The organism is Segeticoccus sp. (assembly GCF_035708005.1).
In genome coordinates this window covers 29,141-44,210 of record NZ_DASSTI010000176.1, presented here as the reverse complement: position 1 = coordinate 44,210, position 15,070 = coordinate 29,141, and the positions used below count along the sequence as shown (strand labels likewise).

Below are 15,070 nucleotides of genomic sequence, written 5' to 3'. Positions count from 1 at the left end.
CCCCGAGGGGTGACGGTATGCCGGTCACTCCGGCGCCAGCCCGTCCTCCAGGTAGAGCGTGGCCGGCTTCCGGCCCTCCTGGCGCGAGCGCTCGAGCTCGGCGGCGATGCTGCGCAGGTGCCGGCCGACGTAGGGCGCGGCATGGGCGTCGACGTCGGCGAGCGAGCACCAGTGCAGCTGGCGGATCTCGCGGGGCTCGAGCATCACGTGGTCGAACAGCTCCTCGGCCGCCATCCCGAGCAGCTCCAGCTCGTAGACGAACAGCATCGCGTCGTCCCACGCCCGGTAGGGCGGGAGCCAGTTGGTCGCGGCCAGCCGCAGCGGCCGCACGTCAACCCGCAGCTCCTCGGCCACCTCGCGCACGAGGGCGAAGGCCGGGGACTCACGCGGATCGACCACGCCGCCGGGGAGGTCCCACTCACCCTTGTAGGTCAACTCGCACATCAGCAGGTCGCCGGCGCCGTTGCGCAGCAGCCCCTGCGTGATGACCCGCTTGGTGGGCAGGCCCGCGTTGAGCACGGACAGGAAGCCGTCGCGCGAGTCCGGCTCCGGGTCGCCGACCACCCGCGCGAACACCAGCTCGTCGGCGCGCTGCCCGTGGCGTCGGGCGCGTCCGCGCGCCACGCCCTCCTTGCGGAGCCCGGCCCGGCCGGCGGTGCGGATCGAGGGCCGGTCCTCCGGCGGGACGAACGCCTCGAGCCGGGCAAGGCCCAGCTCGTCGAAGCAGTACCCCACCAGCAGGCGCAACGAGCGCACCGCCACCCCGAATCCGCGGTGCTCGGGCAGCACGCCCCACCGCAGCTCGCCGACGCCGTCGCCGGCCCGCCGGACCGAGACCCGGCCGGCCACTACCCCGCGGTGCTCCACCGCGAACGGCAGCAGACCGGCACCGTCCGTCTCCAGCACCGCGAGCAGCTCGGGCCCCAGCAGGTCACCGTCCTCGGCCCGCCACGGCCGGATCGCCACCTGCCCGTCCCGCAACGTGGGCTGCGCTGACCTGTCTCGCGGCTCCTGCGACGTCCCCGCTGACCTGTCTCGCGGCTCCTGCGACGTCGCCGCTGACCTGTCTCGCGGCTCCTGCGACGTCGCCGCTGGGTCGGAGGCACTCGGCATACCGCTCACGACGCCCACCCTGCCACCCCGCCTCTCCCGACCGGACAGGGCGGCCGCGCGCAACGCTCGAGACGGCTCCCGCCCGGGAATTCCACCGGCCCGGGGGACGGCGGCCGCTCAGCCCAGCCGGGCGACCAGGTCCGGGTGGTGACGTGCGGCCACGTCGGGGTGGGCGCGCAGCCGGCTCTTGAGGGCGTTGGCGCCGTAGGTGTCGTGGATGGTGTTCGCCGGGTCGACCGTGACACCGCGCGCCTCGGTGGCGAGCTCGGGCGGCAGCGTGAGCCGCGGGACCCGGGCCGACAGGGCGGGGTTGAAGAAGTAGGGGACGGAGATCCGGTCGGTTCCCGGGCCCGGGGCGACGACGCGGTGGACCGTGGCACGCAGGTAGCCGTCGGTGGCGTACTCCAGCAGCTCACCGATGTTCACCACGAGGGCACCGTCGACGGACGGCACGTCGACCCACTCGCCGTCGTGCTCGGCCTGTAGGCCGACCGAGCCCGGCTCGACGAGCAGCAGCGTGAGCACGCCGGAGTCCTGGTGCGCGCCGACGCCCTGGGCGGCACCGTCGTCGGGAAGGCCCGGGTAGCGCACCACCTTCGTCAGCTCCGAGGGGTCCACGGCGAAGGCGGGGTCGAAGACCGCCCGGTCCTGCCCGAGCGACTCGGCCCACTCGCGCAGCAGCCGCAGCCCGACCTGCGCCATCGAGGCGTTCCACGCGGTGACCACCTCGCGCAGCTCCGGGAGGGCCGTCGGCCACTGGTTCGGGCCCTGGAGCACGTCCCAGTCCGCGGTGCGTGGCGTGATCGCCGGACGCTCGGGGCCGATGTCGATCTGCTCGCGCCAGTCCTGCTTGCCCTGCGTGCGCTCGCCGCCGAGCCGCGTGTACCCGCGGAAGTGCGGGCTGTGCAGGTTCTCGATCGCCAGCTTGTCCGCCTCCGGGAGAGCGAAGAACCGGCGCGCGACGGCGAACAGCTCCGCGATCCGCTCGGCCTCGAGGCCGTGCCCGATCAGGTAGAAGAAGCCGTACTCGTGAGTCGCCTCGCGCAGTGCGTCCCGGAACACCGGCGCAGTCGCCGGATCCGCCGACTGGCGGAGGTCGAGCACCGGCAGGGCCGGGAGGTCGGGGCTGACTGCGGCAGCGGACACAACGCGACGATAGGTGTCGGACATCGGTGGGGGGCTCGGGCGGCCGGATCCTGAGATGCGCTCTCTCCACGGCACTGACCACCTGGTGTGTGGCGTTTCGCGGGCGGGATCGACCCCGAAACGCCACACACCGGGTGGTCAGTGAGGTTGTCCACAGGCACGTCGGCGCGCGCGGGCCGATTCCCGCGATCCTGTCGCCTCATGCAGAACGTCGACCCCCAACTCGCTGCGCTCCTGACGACCGTCGAGCCGCCGTTCACCCTCCGCGATGCCGCCGCACGCGGTATCTCGCGCTGGGTCCTCGACCGACTGGTGCGACAGGGGCGGGTCGAACGGCTGGGTCGAGGTCTCTATGCGGCGCCACCGCCGCCACCGCCCGAGCAGGACGAGGCTCACTGGCAGCGCGTCCACCGGCTGCACCGTGCACGCGCCCAGCAGGCGGTCGCCCGTCACCCCACGCACGTGCTGAGCCACCAGACCGCGGCGCTGGCCTACGGGTGGCCGGTGGGCCTCGCGACGCTGCGCGAGGTGCACCTGACCGCGATCGAGCTGTCTCCGCAGAGCCGCCGCGAGGCCGGACTGGTCCTGCACCACAGCGGCACGGCGGTCAACGAGGTGCAACGTCGGAACGATCTGCTGCTCACGTCGCCGGCGCGCACCGTGGCGGACTGCTTGCGCACGCTGCGGGCGCCGCAAGCGGTGGCGATCGCCGATGGCGCCCTTCGCGCCGGCGACACGACCCTCGAGGAAGTCCGTGAGGTGCTCTGTGCGCAACGACGCTGGCGAGGCGTGCCTCGTGCGACCGAGGCGACGCAACTCGTCGACCCGCGGCGAGAGACCTGGCTCGAGTCCTACTCCTTCGTCAGCCTGCATGACGTCGGGATCGAGCTGCCACTGCCGCAGGTTGAGGTGTTCACTGCCACGGGGATGTTCGTGGCACGCGTGGACGGGTTGTGGCTGGAGCACGGTGTCGCCGGGGAGGCCGACGGCGAAGGCAAGTACCTCATGGAGAGCCCCGATGACCCCGCCGACCTGCCGGCGGCCCGGCGGGCCGCGAAACGGGTGATGGCCGAGCGCCACCGCGAGCGGGCCGTCGAGCACACGGGCCTGCAGGTGGCCCGGTGGTCGACCGCTGAGGCCACGGGTGACGTCGCGGGCGTAGCCCGTCGGGTCCGGTCCACCTTTGCCACCGGCGACATCAGCCGGTTCACCGGGCGGCTGCGCCTCGACGGAGAGTGGATTCGGCTTCCCCACCAGCGGTCCTGGTGGCCACCCGCGGACTGACGACCCCGTGTGTGGCGATTCTGGCTCGATTCGTGCCCCGAAACGCCACACACGAGGTCGTCGGTGCGAAAGAGAGGGGCGGGGGGCGGCGAAAGAGAGGGGCAGAGGGCGGTGCCCTCCGCCGTCAGACGTGGCGGCGGGAGGTGATCACCCGGAACCGGTTCGCCACGAATGCCGCGTCGACGTAGGCGCTGTTGGCCGCCGGGTTCGCGCCCGTGCCGTGGTAGTCGCTGAACGCCGCCGTCTGGTTGACGAAGATCTGCCCGGTCAGGTTCTCCGACAGCGCCACGCCCGCCTCCGCCGCCGCCTCGCGCGCGTCGTCGAGCACCTGCTCGGAGGTCGAGTAGACCGACGCCGTCATCGCCCCGTGCTCGCGGATCGTGTCCCGCAGCCGCTCCAGCGACTGCCCGGTCGAGTCGGTCGCGATGAGGAACGACACCGGCCCGAAGCACTCCTGGGTGTATGCCGTGTCGTTGCCGACGTCGACCGACACCAGTCCCGGGACGCGCACCACGGCATCGGGGTATGCCGGGTGGGTCACCTTGCGGGTGTCCAGCACCACCTCGCCGCCGAGGCGGGAGGCGAGGCCGGGCAGGTCGGTCGCCCGCGAGCGGACGTCGTCGTTGACGGTGGCGCCCAGCACCTCGACCGCCTTCGCGTCATCCGCGTTGAACGCCGTGACCGCCCCGGCCAGCTGCTGCCCGAACTCCTCGAACGACAGGTGGCCCTGGTCGGTGTCGACACCGTCGCGCGGGACGTAGACGTTCTGCGGGGCGGTGCACATCTGCCCGGAGTACAGGGAGAAGGAGAAGGCGAGGTTCCCGAGCAACCCCTTGAGGCTGTCGGTCGAGTCGACGACGACGGTGTTGACGCCGGCCTTCTCGGTGTAGACCTGCTTGCCGTGCGCGGCAGCCTCCCGCTCGAGCCAGCCACCGAACCCGGGCCCGCCGGTGTAGTCGATGAGCGCGACCTCCGGCCGCAGCGCGAGCTCCTTCGCCAGACCTTCGCCGTCGTCCTCGGCGGCGAGCTGCACGAGCGCCTTGTCGAACCCGGCCTCCTCGAGCACGGAGCGCATCACCGCGACCGTGATCGCCAGCGGCAACGTGGCCCGCGGGTGCGGCTTGACGACGACGGGGTTGCCGGTGGCGAGCGAGGCGAACAGCCCCGGGTAACCGTTCCACGTGGGGAAGGTGTTGCAGCCGATCATCAGCCCGAGGCCGCGCGGGACGATGCGGTAGTCCTTCTGCATGCGGATCGGCTCACGCTTGGTCGGCCGCTCCCACACCACCGACGCCGGGACCCGCTCCTGCTCCACGAGTGCGGCGACCACCGCCTCGAGCGCGCGGTCCTGGGCGTTCGGCCCGGCTGCCTGGAAGGCCATGACGAACGGCTGCCCGGTGGTGTGCATCACCGCGTTGGCCAGCTCGAAGGAGTGCTCGTTGATCCGGTCGATCATCTCGACGCACACGGCCGCCCTCGTGCGGGCACCGGCGTCCCGCCAGGCCGGCAGCGCCGCCTTCGCCGCGGCAAGTCCCGCGTCGATGTCCAGGTGCGGGTAGCGCACCCGCAGCTCCGGCCCGTAGGGCGAGACCTCGCTACCCACCCACGTGCCGTCGGTGGGCTGGTCGGCCAGGTCCGTGAAGTCACCAGCCAGCCGCCCCTCGAAGGCGTCCTTGCCCTCGGCAGCCGCGCTCTCGCCATACACCCTCGGGGAGGGGGACTCCGGGTAGCGGGAGAACCACGAGCGGTCGGCGAGGGCCTGCGCGGCCTCCTTGAGCACGGTCTCGTGCTTGGCCACGAGCGGGTGGCTGGGAGCGGAGGCGGACTGGGCGGCGGTCGTGTCAGTCACATCTTCGATCGTAACCAGCGCACCACAGGAGCCGTGAGACGGCTCTTACACCGGTAAGGCGTCCGTGCCAACATGTGTCACATGCTGTCCGCCACCCCTGATTCCCCCACTGACCCCCCGGCCCAGCAGCTCGCCGACGTCGCGGTGATCGGCACCGGTGCCATGGGCACCGGCATCGCCCAGGTCGCCGCCCAGGCCGGCCACCGGGTCCACCTGCTCGACGCGTTCGAGGGGGCTGCCGACAAGGCCCACCAGCGCCTCGGCGCCACCCTCACCAAGCTCGCCAGCAAGGGCAAGATCAGCCAGGCGGACGCCGACGCGGCCACCGCCCGGCTCGACGTGGTCGACCGGATCGAGGACCTGCCGGCCTGCGGCCTGGTCATCGAGGCGATCCGCGAGGATCTCGGCGACAAGCGCGCCCTCTTCACCGCGCTCGCCGAGCGCCAGCCGGCCGACACGCTCCTGGCGACCAACACCTCCAGCCTCGACATCGCCGCGATCGCCGAGGGCCTGCCGCAGCCCGAGCGCGTGCTCGGGCTGCACTTCTTCAACCCGCCGCCGCTGATGAAGCTCGTCGAGGTCATCCACGGCCACAACCACGAAGGACCCGACGGCCACGTCACCGCGGAGTCGACGCAGGTGCTGAACCGTGCCGCGGAGCTCGTGCGCCGCTGGGGCAAGACCCCGGTCTCGTGCACCTCCACGCCGGGCTTCATCGTCAACCGGGTGGCGCGGCCGTTCTACGGCGAGGCCCAGCGGATGGTCGCCGACGGCACGGTCGACCCGGCCACCGTCGACCTCACCCTGCGCCGGGCCGGCTTTCGGATGGGCCCGATGGAGCTGACCGACCTCATCGGCCAGGACGTCAACCTCGCGGTCGGCACCTCGGTCTGGGAGCAGACCGGCCGCGACGAGCGCTACACGCCGACCGACTACCAGCGCGGCCTCGTGGAGGCCGGGAAGCTGGGGCGCAAGACCGGTCAGGGTGTCTTCTCGTATGACGACACCGGCCGCGCGCTCGATGCGGAACCTGACGAGGAGCTCGCCGCGAAGCTCACCGCCGACGACGCGCCGGTGCGCACCAACCCGGTCGCCCGCACGATCGCGATGCTCGTCAACGAGGCGGTGGACCTCGTGGCACGCGGCGAGGCCAGCGCCGAGGACGTGGACACCGCGATGAAGCTCGGCACCAACTACCCGAAGGGCCCGCTCGAGTGGGGTCGGGAGATCGGCTTCGGCCGGGTGGCCGAGCAGCTGCGGGAGCTGGACGAGGCGTTCCCGGGCGGGCGCTACCGGCTCAGCCCGGGGCTGCTGGAGGGCGACAACGGGACGGCCCCGTGAGCACCGGTACGCCCGAGCTGTCCCACGTGCAGGCGATGTGGGCCGACGACGAGGCCTCCCGGGGTCTGGGCATGGAGCTGCTCGACGTCGGCCACGACGGCCGGCTCGGGTGGTCCTCGGTCCGGATGCCGGTCACCGAGGTCATGGTCAACGGGCACAAGATCATGCACGGTGGGCTCATCTTCACCCTCTGCGACTCGGCGTTCGCGTTGGCGTGCAACGCCACCGGGCGCCTGACCGTCGCCTCCGGCTGCGACATCAACTTCGTCACCTCGGCCCGCCTCGGCGACGTGCTGGTCGCGCAGGCACAGGAGCGCGCGGCATACGGCCGGAATGGTCTCACCGACGTCACGGTGACCCGCGAGTCGGACGGTGAGCTCATCGCCGAGTTCCGCGGCCGCTCAAGGGCGCTCACGCCGCGGACGGCTGCTCAGGCCGCGCCGACCGGGGACAGCGACACCGCTCACGCCGAAAGCGACACGTCTGATGCTGGGAGCGCAGCACCCGGCCCGAATTCCGGCAAGAATCAGGAGAACCGATGAGCCTCCCGGTGCTCGACGACCGCCCCGACCTCTATGACGAGGCGGAGCGCTGGTCCGTCGACGAGATGCGCGCCCACCAGCTCGAGCGGCTGCAGTGGACCGTGCGGCACGCCTATGACAACGTGCCGCACTACCGAAAGACTTTGGACGAGAAGGGGATCAGCCCCGAAGACATCACCTCGCTCGAGGATGTGCGGCACCTGCCGTTCACGAGCAAGGCCGACCTGCGCGCGAACTACCCGTTCGGGATGTTCGCGGTGCCGAAGGAGCAGGTCGTGCGGCTGCACGCCTCCAGCGGCACGACCGGGAAGCCCACGGTGGTCGGCTACACCGCCGAGGACATTCGCACCTGGGCGCAGGTCGTGGCGCGGTCCCTGCGTGCGGCCGGCGTGCGGCCGGGGGACGGGGTGCACGTGGCCTACGGTTACGGCCTGTTCACCGGTGGGCTGGGCGCCCACTACGGCGCGGAGGCGCTCGGCTGCCGGGTGACGCCCGCCAGCGGCGGCCAGACCGAGAAGCAGATCAGCCTCATCACGGACTTCGCGCCGCGGGCGATCATGGTGACGCCGTCGTACTTCCTGTCGATGGTCGACGCGATGGAGGCCGCGGGCATCGACCCGCGCGAGACCTCGCTGGAGATCGGGGTCTTCGGCGCCGAGCCGTGGACCGAGGCGATGCGCCAGGAGATCGAGCAGCACGTCGGCATGCACGCCACCGACATCTACGGGCTGTCCGAGGTGATGGGTCCCGGCGTCGCCCAGGAGTGCGCCGAGACCAAGGACGGGCTGCACATCTGGGAGGACCACTTCTACCCCGAGATCGTCAACCCGATCACCGACGAGCCGGTCGCGGAGGGGCAGGTCGGCGAGCTGGTCTTCACGTCCCTGACCAAACAGGCGATGCCGGTGCTGCGCTACCGGACGCGCGACCTGACCAAGCTGCTGCCGGGCACGGCCCGGCCCGGCTTCCGGCGGATGGAGAAGGTCACCGGCCGCAGTGACGACCTGATGATCGTGCGCGGCGTCAATGTCTTCCCGACCCAGATCGAGGAGATCATCCTGTCGCTGCCGGGTCTGTCGCCGTACTTCCAGTGCGTGCTCACCCGCCCCGGCCGCATGGACGAGCTGACCGTCAACGCGGAGGCCGACCCCGGAACCGGCGAGGCGTCCTACGAGCAGCTCGCCCGCGAGGTGGCCCACCACATCAAGTCCACCATCGGCACGACCGCCAAGGTCAACGTCGTGGCCCCCGGTGGCATCGAGCGCTCCGTCGGCAAGGCCCGCCGTATCGTCGACCAGCGCCCTCACTGAGCTGAGGCGCCCGCCTCACCCGACCGACGACCTCGTGTGTGGCGTGTTGCGCCGTTTCGACGGCGCGAAACGCCACACACGAGGTCGTCGGTCGCGGGGTGGGGGTGGGGGCTACATGCGAGCCGGGGCGGGGACACCGAGCAGGTCCAGCCCTTGCCCCAGCACGCGCAGCGTCAACGCGCACAACGCCAGCCGGGACTCCCGCACCGGCCCCTCGGCCTTCAGCACCGGGCACTGCTCGTAGAACGTCGTGAACGTCTGCGCCAGCTCGAACAGGTAGCCGCACAGCCGGTGCGGCTCCAGCAGGTCGCCCACCTGCGCGACGACCGACCCGAACCCGAGCAGTGCCAGCGCCAGCGCCCGCTCCGCCGGCTCCCGTATGCCGACCGCGTGCGTCGCGTGCCCGACGTCCAGTCCCGCTCGGCTGAAGAGGGAGCGGAGCCGGGCGACGGCGTACTGCAGGTAGGGCCCGGTGTTGCCGTGCAACGCGAGCATCCGGTCGTAGTCGAAGACGTACTCGGTGTCGTGCGCCACGGAGAGGTCGGCGTACTTCACCGCGCCCACGCCGACGTCCCTGGCGATTGCGGCCTGCTCGGCCGCCCCGAGCTCGGGACGCAGCTGCGACACCACGACGCCGGCCCGCTCGACCGCCTCGCCGACGAGCGACATCAGCGGCACCGGCGCCCCACTGCGGGTGCGCAGCAGCTTGCCATCGGCGCCGAGCACGTTGCCGATCTGCACGTGCACCACCTCGACGTCGTCAGGCAGCCACCCCGCCCGTCGGGCGGTCTCCCACACCATCGTCAGGTGCAGGTGCTGCGGCGCACCGATCACGTAGAGCACCCGGTCGGCGTGCAGGTCGCGCACGCGGTGCCGGATGGTGGCCAGGTCCGTGGTGCCGTAGCCGTAGCCGCCGTCGCTCTTGCGGATGATCAGCGGCACCGGCTTGCCCTCGCGGCCGGTGAAACCCGGCAGGAACACGCACAGCGCGCCCTCGTCGACGCGGGCGAGACCCTTGGTCTCCAGCTCATCGCAGATCTGCGCCAGTTCGGCGTTGTGGGTCGACTCCCCGGCGAGGTCGGCGTCGATCAGCGTGATGTCGAGGGCCGCATAGACCCGGTTGAAGTAGCGCCGCGACCGGTCGACCAGCTCGCGCCAGAGCCGCAGCGTCTCGGAATCGCCGCCCTGCAGCGCGACCACGCGGACCCGTGCCCGCGTCGCGAACTCCGGGGAGCTGTCGAACTGCCGACGGGCGGCCTGGTAGAACGCGTTCGGGTCGTCCTCGAGCAGCTTCGCCTCGGCCGATCCCTCTCCCACGTCGAGCAGGTACTCGATCAGCATGCCGAACGGCGTGCCCCAGTCACCGATGTGGTTCTGCCGGATCACCTGGTGCCCGAGGTGCTCCAGCGTCCGCGCCAGCGCGTCGCCCACGACGGTCGTCCGCAGGTGCCCGACGTGCATCTCCTTGGCCACGTTCGGCGCCGAGTAGTCGATCGGCACGACCTGCCGCGACTGGCGGGGCACCCCGAGACGGTCCTCCCCTGCCAACTCGCTGGTCGCCATACCGATCCAGTCGTCGCGCAGGGTGAGGTTGAGAAAGCCCGGTCCGCTGACCTCCACCGAGCGGCACACCTGCCCCGCATCGAGGTGCCCGGCGATCTCGCTCGCCAGCTCGCGCGGGGGACGACCCACCCGCTGGGCGAGGGCGAGCGCGGCGTTGGCCTGGTAGTCCGCGAACTGCGACGGCCGGATGATCGGATCCACGTCGGCGAAGTCGGGCCCGAGCGCGGACCTGATCGCCGCCTGCACCCGCTCGGTCAGGACGACGGCTGGATCCACCATGGCGAAAGCCTACGGACCCGCACCGGTTCTCCGGTCAGCGCCAGAACTCGACGTCCCACCGCTGGGTGGAGATCCGCGTGTCCGGCCCGGCGCCGGCGTGCACGACCGTCTGGTTGCGCAGCGAGAACAGCCGGCCCCGGATCGACGCCACCTGCTGCTCGATGTCGAACGCCCGGCCGGCGACGTGCGGCCCCTGCGCGCCCAGCGTGTGGCCGGTGAACACCACGTCCAGGTCGACGCCGTGCCAGCAGGTACTGCCCGGCGTGTGCCCGGGGGTGTAGACCGCCTCGATCCGCGTGCGTCCGATGTCGACGGTCAACCCGTCGACGACCTCGACGTCGGGCCGCCGGTCCGGTCGGTGCCGCGCCCAGAACGGGAACTCGTCGGAGTGCAGGAAGATCAGCGCGCCGGTCGCCTCCGCGAGCCCGATCGCGCCGGCGACGTGCGTGGGGTGCACGTGGGTGCACAGCACGAGCCGCACCTGTCGCTCCCCCACCACCTCCTGTATGCCGGACACGTCGCCGACCGGGTCCACCACCGCGCACTCGGTCTCGTCCCCGACGATCCAGACGTTGGCGCCGTCGACGTCGGGGCTGCTGCCGATCTGCCCCGGCACGACGAGCTGCTCCACCCACGCCACCACGCCCTCAGCCAAGCACACGCCGGCGGCGACGACACATAGAGTTGCGCCCATGCGCGTTCTGGTCTCCGGCGGCGCCGGCTACATCGGGTCCCACACCGTCGTCCGGCTCGTCGCGGCCGGGCACGACGTGGTGGTCGTGGACAACTTCTCCAACGCCAAGCCCACCGTGATCAACCGGCTCGAGGCGATCACCGGCAGGCACCTGCCGGTCCACGGCTTCGACCTCCGCGACGCCGACAAGACCGAGCACCTCTTCGCGCACGAGCAGCTCGACGCGGTCATCCACTTCGCCGGGTTCAAGGCCGTCGGCGAGAGCGTCGAGAAGCCGCTGGAGTACTACGAGAACAACCTCGGCTCCACCTTCTCCCTCGTGCGCGCAATGCGGCGGCACGGTGTCGACAAGCTGGTCTTCTCCTCCTCGGCCACCGTCTACGGCCCGGACGCCCCGGTGCCCATGCGCGAGGACCTGCCGACCTCGGCCACCAACCCCTACGGCTGGACCAAGGTGATGATCGAGCAGGTCCTGCGCGATGTCGCTGCGGCAGAGACGAATTGGCGTGTTGCGCTGCTGCGCTACTTCAACCCGGTCGGCGCGCACGAGTCGGGGACGATCGGCGAGGACCCCTCAGACATCCCGAACAACCTCATGCCCTTCATCGCCCAGGTCGCCGTCGGCCGGCGGGACAGGCTCCGGGTCTTCGGCGACGACTACGACACCGTCGACGGAACCGGCGTGCGCGACTACATCCACGTGGAGGACCTCGCGGCCGGGCACGTCGCGGCTCTGGACAAGCTCACCCGGACCGACCAGCCGGTCAGCACCTGGAACCTCGGCACCGGCCAGGGCACCAGCGTCCTGCAGCTGTTGCACGCGTTCGAGAAGGCCGTCGGCCACGAGCTGCCCTACGAGGTCGTGGGCCGGCGCCCCGGTGACATCGCCGCCTCGTATGCCGACCCCTCCCGCGCCAACGCCGAGTTGGGTTGGCATGCGGTCAAGTCCATCGACGACATGTGCGCGGACAGCTGGCGGTGGCAGTCGCAGAACCCGAACGGCTACCCGGACGCGTGACCTGGTCCGGGGGAGCCTTCTTCACCGTTTCGTCACGCGCCTGCGCTGACCGTGTGCCCGTCATGGGACAGAATCGGCGCTGATGGCTCTCCTGGCACCGATCATGGTCGTCACCGGCACCGGCCCCCGCGTGGGCACGACGGTGACGACCGCGGCCCTGGCCGCAGGCTTTGACCACCACGACCTTCGCGTCGTGGTGGTCAAGCTCGCGCAGACCAGCCGGGCCGAGGACGAGCCGGGAGACGTCGACGACATCGTCCGGCTGGCCGGCGAGGTGGAGACCCACGAGTTCTTCCGGCTCGAGGAGGAGCTGCCGCTGGTGACCGGCGCCCGGCGCCACGGCGTCGTCCTGCCGCTGGTCGACGACCACGCCGACAAGCTGCTGGGGCTCGCCGGCCGGGACGGGGTCGACCTGGTCCTGGTCGACGCCACCGGCGGGGTGCTCGACCGCCTCGACGCCACGGGCGCGACTCTGGCCGACCTCGGGATCGCCCTGCAGCACCGGCACGCCCGCGTCGGGTTCATCGTCGTCACGCGACCCGGCCTCGGCACGCTCAACCACTGCGCGCTCACGGTGGAGGCGCTGACCGCCCGCGACCTCGAGTGCCTCGGCGTGGTGATCGGCTCCTGGCCCAAGGACCCCGACCTGGTGGCGCTGACCAACCTCAGCGACCTGCCGTCGGTGACCGACACGCCGCTGATCGGCCGCATCCCGGAGGAGGCCGGCACGTGGGACCGCGAGCGGTTCCGTGCCGAGTCACCCGCCTGGGTCACCCTCTGAGGTCCGCCCCCGGTCGCTCGCCGGGCTGCGGCTCCTCGCCTTCCAGCGCCGCGACGAGGCAGCCGATCATCACCTCGGCGACCTGCCGGACCGCGTCGTCCGGCGGCAGGAACCGTGGGTCGTGCAACGAGACGCGGTCGCCGTCGGCGAGCGCCGCAGCCGGCGGTCGGTCCGACGTGCCGAGGAACGCCATCAGGCTGGGCAGCTGGTCCCCGTAGAAGGAGAAGTCGTCGGCGCCGCACGAGCGGAACTCCGGTGCGAGGACCACGCCGCCGTCGGACAACCGCGTGCGCGCGGCCACGGTGAGGGCGGGGTCGTTGCGCAGCGGCGGCTCCACCTCCACGATCGTCGCCTCCCCCGTGCAGCCGTGCGCCGCGGCGACGGAGCTGACCACCTGCTCGATTCGGGCGTGCAACCGGGCCCGGTCGTCGGGGAAGAAGGTGCGGATCGTGCCGGCCGCCCTGGCCGTGGACGAGATGACGTTGGGCGCGGCGCCGGCCTCGAGCACGCCGATGCTGACCGCCGCCGGCTGCAAGGGGCCGACCGTGCCGCGGACCGCCTGCGCCAACGCGCCGACGGCCTCGCACAGCGCGGGCACCGGGTCGCGGGCCAGGTGGGGGTAACCGCCGTGGCCCCCGCGGCCCACCATGGCGATCTCGAGCTCGTCCGAGCCGGCGTTGACGACGCCGGGGTCGACCGCGACGGTGCCGGAGGGCACGGCGGGGTTGACGTGGACGGCGACGACCGCCCGGGCCCCCTCCTCCACCAGCGCGCCGGACTCCACGACGTCCCGGGCCCCGGAGGGCGACCGTTCCTCGCGGGGCTGCAGCAGCGCCAGCAGCGGCACCGACCCGACGTCGGCGCAGGCGTGCGCCACGGCGACGAGGGCGGCCAGGTGCACGTCATGGCCGCAGGCGTGCATGGCGCCGTTGGCGGAGGCGAAGGGGGCGCCCGTCTGCTCGTGCACCGGGAGAGCGTCCAGCTCGGCCCGGATGACGACCGGCCGTTCCCCGGCGGACACCCGGACGAGCCGGCCGGTGCCGGCGACCACCCGGCAGTCCAGCGCCGGCAGGGCCACGCTGACCCGCTCGGCGGTCCACCCCTCCGCACCGGAGACCTCCGGGTGCGTGTGGAGCTCGCGCCGGAGCGCCACGGCCGCGGGCAGGTGAGCGGCCACGGCGCGCCGCAGCTCGTCGTGCAGCGCGTCACACCACTGCCCCGAGCCCCCTCCCGCCATCAGCCGTTCGCCTCCTCGGCGTCCGGGGGCGGGGCGAGGGCACGCTGGACGGCGACCGCGTCCCGGGACAACTCGTCATACCTCGCCATCCGCTCCCGGGGGCGCCGGCCCAGCCGCGCGACCACCCCGGCGACCAGCACCTCCACCAGCGCCATCGCGGGCGTCAGCACGTCGAAGGGCGAGGGCGATTCGACGTTCGTGGGCAGCACGACGTCGGCCTGCGCAGCGAGCGGCGAGAGGTACTGGTCGGTGAACAGCAGCAGGTGGGCGCGCTGGGCCGCGGCCGCGGCACCGAAGTCGACGGTGTCCCGTTGGTAGCGGCGGAAGTCGAAGACGGCGACGACACTGCGCCGGTCGACGTCGAGCAGGGCGGCGGCCCGCTCCTGCGCGGACGCGTCGACCCAGCTGACGCCCGGGCGCAGCAGCTGCAGGTGCGCGGCGAGGTAGCCGGCGAGGAACCTGCTGAACCGGCCGCCGAGGGTGAGGACGCGCCGGCGCTCGTCGGCGAGCAGGCGCACCGCGAGGTCGAGGTCCCCGGACGGCAGCCGGGTCGCATCCTCGCTGACGGAGCCGGCGAGGCTCTGGAGCATCACCGCCGGTGCCGAGTCGCTCGAATGGGTGGGGAACTGCTCCAGCGGCGAGGACAGCCGCCCGGACAGCTCCCGGCGCACGGCGGCCTGGTAGTCGGCGAAGGCGGGGAACCCCAGCCGGGCCAGGAGCCGCAGCACCGTGGGGGCGCTGGTGTCCGCGGCCGCGGCGACGTCGGCCACGGTGCCGAGCCCGAGCAGCGGGTCCCCGCCGAGCAGGGACACGGCCACCCGTCGTTCGGCCGGCGGCAGGAACGGCAGCCGGGCCCGGATGAGCTGGCCGACCGTGGCCGGATTGTCTGGGGGCACGGGACCCTGGGGCACAT

13 protein-coding genes are annotated in these 15,070 nt (G+C 72.3%); 6 read left to right on the top strand and 7 right to left on the bottom strand.

The genetic code is table 11. From position 1 onward, the window contains the following. Positions 1–24: 24 nt before the first annotated feature. Both VFL99_RS17000 and VFL99_RS16995 read right to left on the bottom strand, forming a co-directional pair. Positions 25–966: an NUDIX hydrolase gene (locus VFL99_RS17000; protein WP_325107549.1), complete on the bottom strand. Its 942-nt coding sequence runs from the start codon at positions 964–966 to the stop codon at positions 25–27. A 264-nt stretch (positions 967–1,230) separates the two neighbouring features. After that, complete coding sequence (locus VFL99_RS16995; RefSeq protein WP_414713794.1) at positions 1,231–2,283, bottom strand: isopenicillin N synthase family dioxygenase; 1,053 nt, start codon at positions 2,281–2,283, stop codon at positions 1,231–1,233. A gap of 177 nt (positions 2,284–2,460) precedes the next feature. Here VFL99_RS16995 and VFL99_RS16990 point away from each other — a divergent pair, with 177 nt between their 5' ends. Further along, positions 2,461–3,543: a type IV toxin-antitoxin system AbiEi family antitoxin domain-containing protein gene (locus VFL99_RS16990; protein ID WP_325107547.1), complete on the top strand. Its 1,083-nt coding sequence runs from the start codon at positions 2,461–2,463 to the stop codon at positions 3,541–3,543. Between the two features lie 124 nt (positions 3,544–3,667). Here VFL99_RS16990 and paaN read toward each other — a convergent pair whose 3' ends face one another. After that, positions 3,668–5,392 carry a phenylacetic acid degradation protein PaaN gene (gene paaN / locus VFL99_RS16985; RefSeq protein ID WP_325107546.1) on the bottom strand — a complete coding sequence of 575 codons (1,725 nt, stop codon included), beginning with the start codon at positions 5,390–5,392 and terminating at the stop codon, positions 3,668–3,670. An 81-nt stretch (positions 5,393–5,473) separates the two neighbouring features. Between paaN and VFL99_RS16980 the strand changes: the two genes are divergently transcribed. Genes VFL99_RS16980 through paaK form a run of 3 tightly spaced genes read left to right on the top strand, consistent with a single transcriptional unit; the run spans position 5,474 to position 8,585 of the window. After that, positions 5,474–6,733 carry a 3-hydroxyacyl-CoA dehydrogenase NAD-binding domain-containing protein gene (locus tag VFL99_RS16980; protein ID WP_325107545.1) on the top strand — a complete coding sequence of 420 codons (1,260 nt, stop codon included), beginning with the start codon at positions 5,474–5,476 and terminating at the stop codon, positions 6,731–6,733. Then, complete coding sequence (paaI, locus tag VFL99_RS16975; protein ID WP_325107544.1) at positions 6,730–7,275, top strand: hydroxyphenylacetyl-CoA thioesterase PaaI; 546 nt, start codon at positions 6,730–6,732, stop codon at positions 7,273–7,275. The genes VFL99_RS16980 and paaI overlap by 4 nt, the downstream gene beginning before the upstream one ends. After that, positions 7,272–8,585: a phenylacetate--CoA ligase PaaK gene (gene paaK / locus VFL99_RS16970; protein WP_325107543.1), complete on the top strand. Its 1,314-nt coding sequence runs from the start codon at positions 7,272–7,274 to the stop codon at positions 8,583–8,585. The genes paaI and paaK overlap by 4 nt, the downstream gene beginning before the upstream one ends. Positions 8,586–8,696: 111 nt before the next feature. Here paaK and argS read toward each other — a convergent pair whose 3' ends face one another. Both argS and VFL99_RS16960 read right to left on the bottom strand, forming a co-directional pair. Next, on the bottom strand, positions 8,697–10,427 hold the full coding sequence (gene argS, locus VFL99_RS16965; RefSeq protein ID WP_325107542.1) for an arginine--tRNA ligase: 1,731 nt from the start codon (positions 10,425–10,427) through the stop codon (positions 8,697–8,699). Between the two features lie 34 nt (positions 10,428–10,461). Then, on the bottom strand, positions 10,462–11,121 hold the full coding sequence (locus tag VFL99_RS16960) for an MBL fold metallo-hydrolase (RefSeq protein ID WP_325107541.1): 660 nt from the start codon (positions 11,119–11,121) through the stop codon (positions 10,462–10,464). Between VFL99_RS16960 and galE the strand changes: the two genes are divergently transcribed. Both galE and bioD read left to right on the top strand, forming a co-directional pair. Next, the gene (gene galE / locus VFL99_RS16955; RefSeq protein WP_325107540.1) at positions 11,120–12,139 is read left to right on the top strand and encodes a UDP-glucose 4-epimerase GalE; all 1,020 of its coding nucleotides are present in this window, start codon (positions 11,120–11,122) and stop codon (positions 12,137–12,139) included. The genes VFL99_RS16960 and galE overlap by 2 nt on opposite strands. Positions 12,140–12,221: 82 nt before the next feature. After that, on the top strand, positions 12,222–12,920 hold the full coding sequence (gene bioD, locus VFL99_RS16950; RefSeq protein WP_325107539.1) for an ATP-dependent dethiobiotin synthetase BioD: 699 nt from the start codon (positions 12,222–12,224) through the stop codon (positions 12,918–12,920). On the opposite strand, the gene VFL99_RS16945 is transcribed toward bioD, so the two are convergent. Then, positions 12,910–14,157, bottom strand: a complete 1,248-nt coding sequence (locus tag VFL99_RS16945) for a M20 metallopeptidase family protein (protein WP_325107538.1) — start codon at positions 14,155–14,157, stop codon at positions 12,910–12,912. The genes bioD and VFL99_RS16945 overlap by 11 nt on opposite strands. Beyond that, on the bottom strand, positions 14,157–15,053 hold the full coding sequence (locus VFL99_RS16940) for a MurR/RpiR family transcriptional regulator (protein WP_325107537.1): 897 nt from the start codon (positions 15,051–15,053) through the stop codon (positions 14,157–14,159). Before VFL99_RS16940 ends, VFL99_RS16945 begins: the two co-directional genes overlap by 1 nt. Positions 15,054–15,070: the final 17 nt, after the last annotated feature.

Bases quoted from the DNA above. Each gene is read 5' to 3' on its own strand.
- VFL99_RS16995 (WP_414713794.1), bottom strand. From the start codon at position 2,283: ATGTCCGACACCTATCGTCGCGTTGTGTCCGCTGCCGCAGTCAGCCCC.
- VFL99_RS16990 (WP_325107547.1), top strand. From the start codon at position 2,461: ATGCAGAACGTCGACCCCCAACTCGCTGCGCTCCTGACGACCGTCGAG.
- VFL99_RS16980 (WP_325107545.1), top strand. From the start codon at position 5,474: ATGCTGTCCGCCACCCCTGATTCCCCCACTGACCCCCCGGCCCAGCAG.
- paaK (WP_325107543.1), top strand. From the start codon at position 7,272: ATGAGCCTCCCGGTGCTCGACGACCGCCCCGACCTCTATGACGAGGCG.
- argS (WP_325107542.1), bottom strand. From the start codon at position 10,427: ATGGTGGATCCAGCCGTCGTCCTGACCGAGCGGGTGCAGGCGGCGATC.
- galE (WP_325107540.1), top strand. From the start codon at position 11,120: ATGCGCGTTCTGGTCTCCGGCGGCGCCGGCTACATCGGGTCCCACACC.
- VFL99_RS16960 (WP_325107541.1), bottom strand. From the start codon at position 11,121: ATGGGCGCAACTCTATGTGTCGTCGCCGCCGGCGTGTGCTTGGCTGAG.
- bioD (WP_325107539.1), top strand. From the start codon at position 12,222: ATGGCTCTCCTGGCACCGATCATGGTCGTCACCGGCACCGGCCCCCGC.
- VFL99_RS16945 (WP_325107538.1), bottom strand. From the start codon at position 14,157: ATGGCGGGAGGGGGCTCGGGGCAGTGGTGTGACGCGCTGCACGACGAG.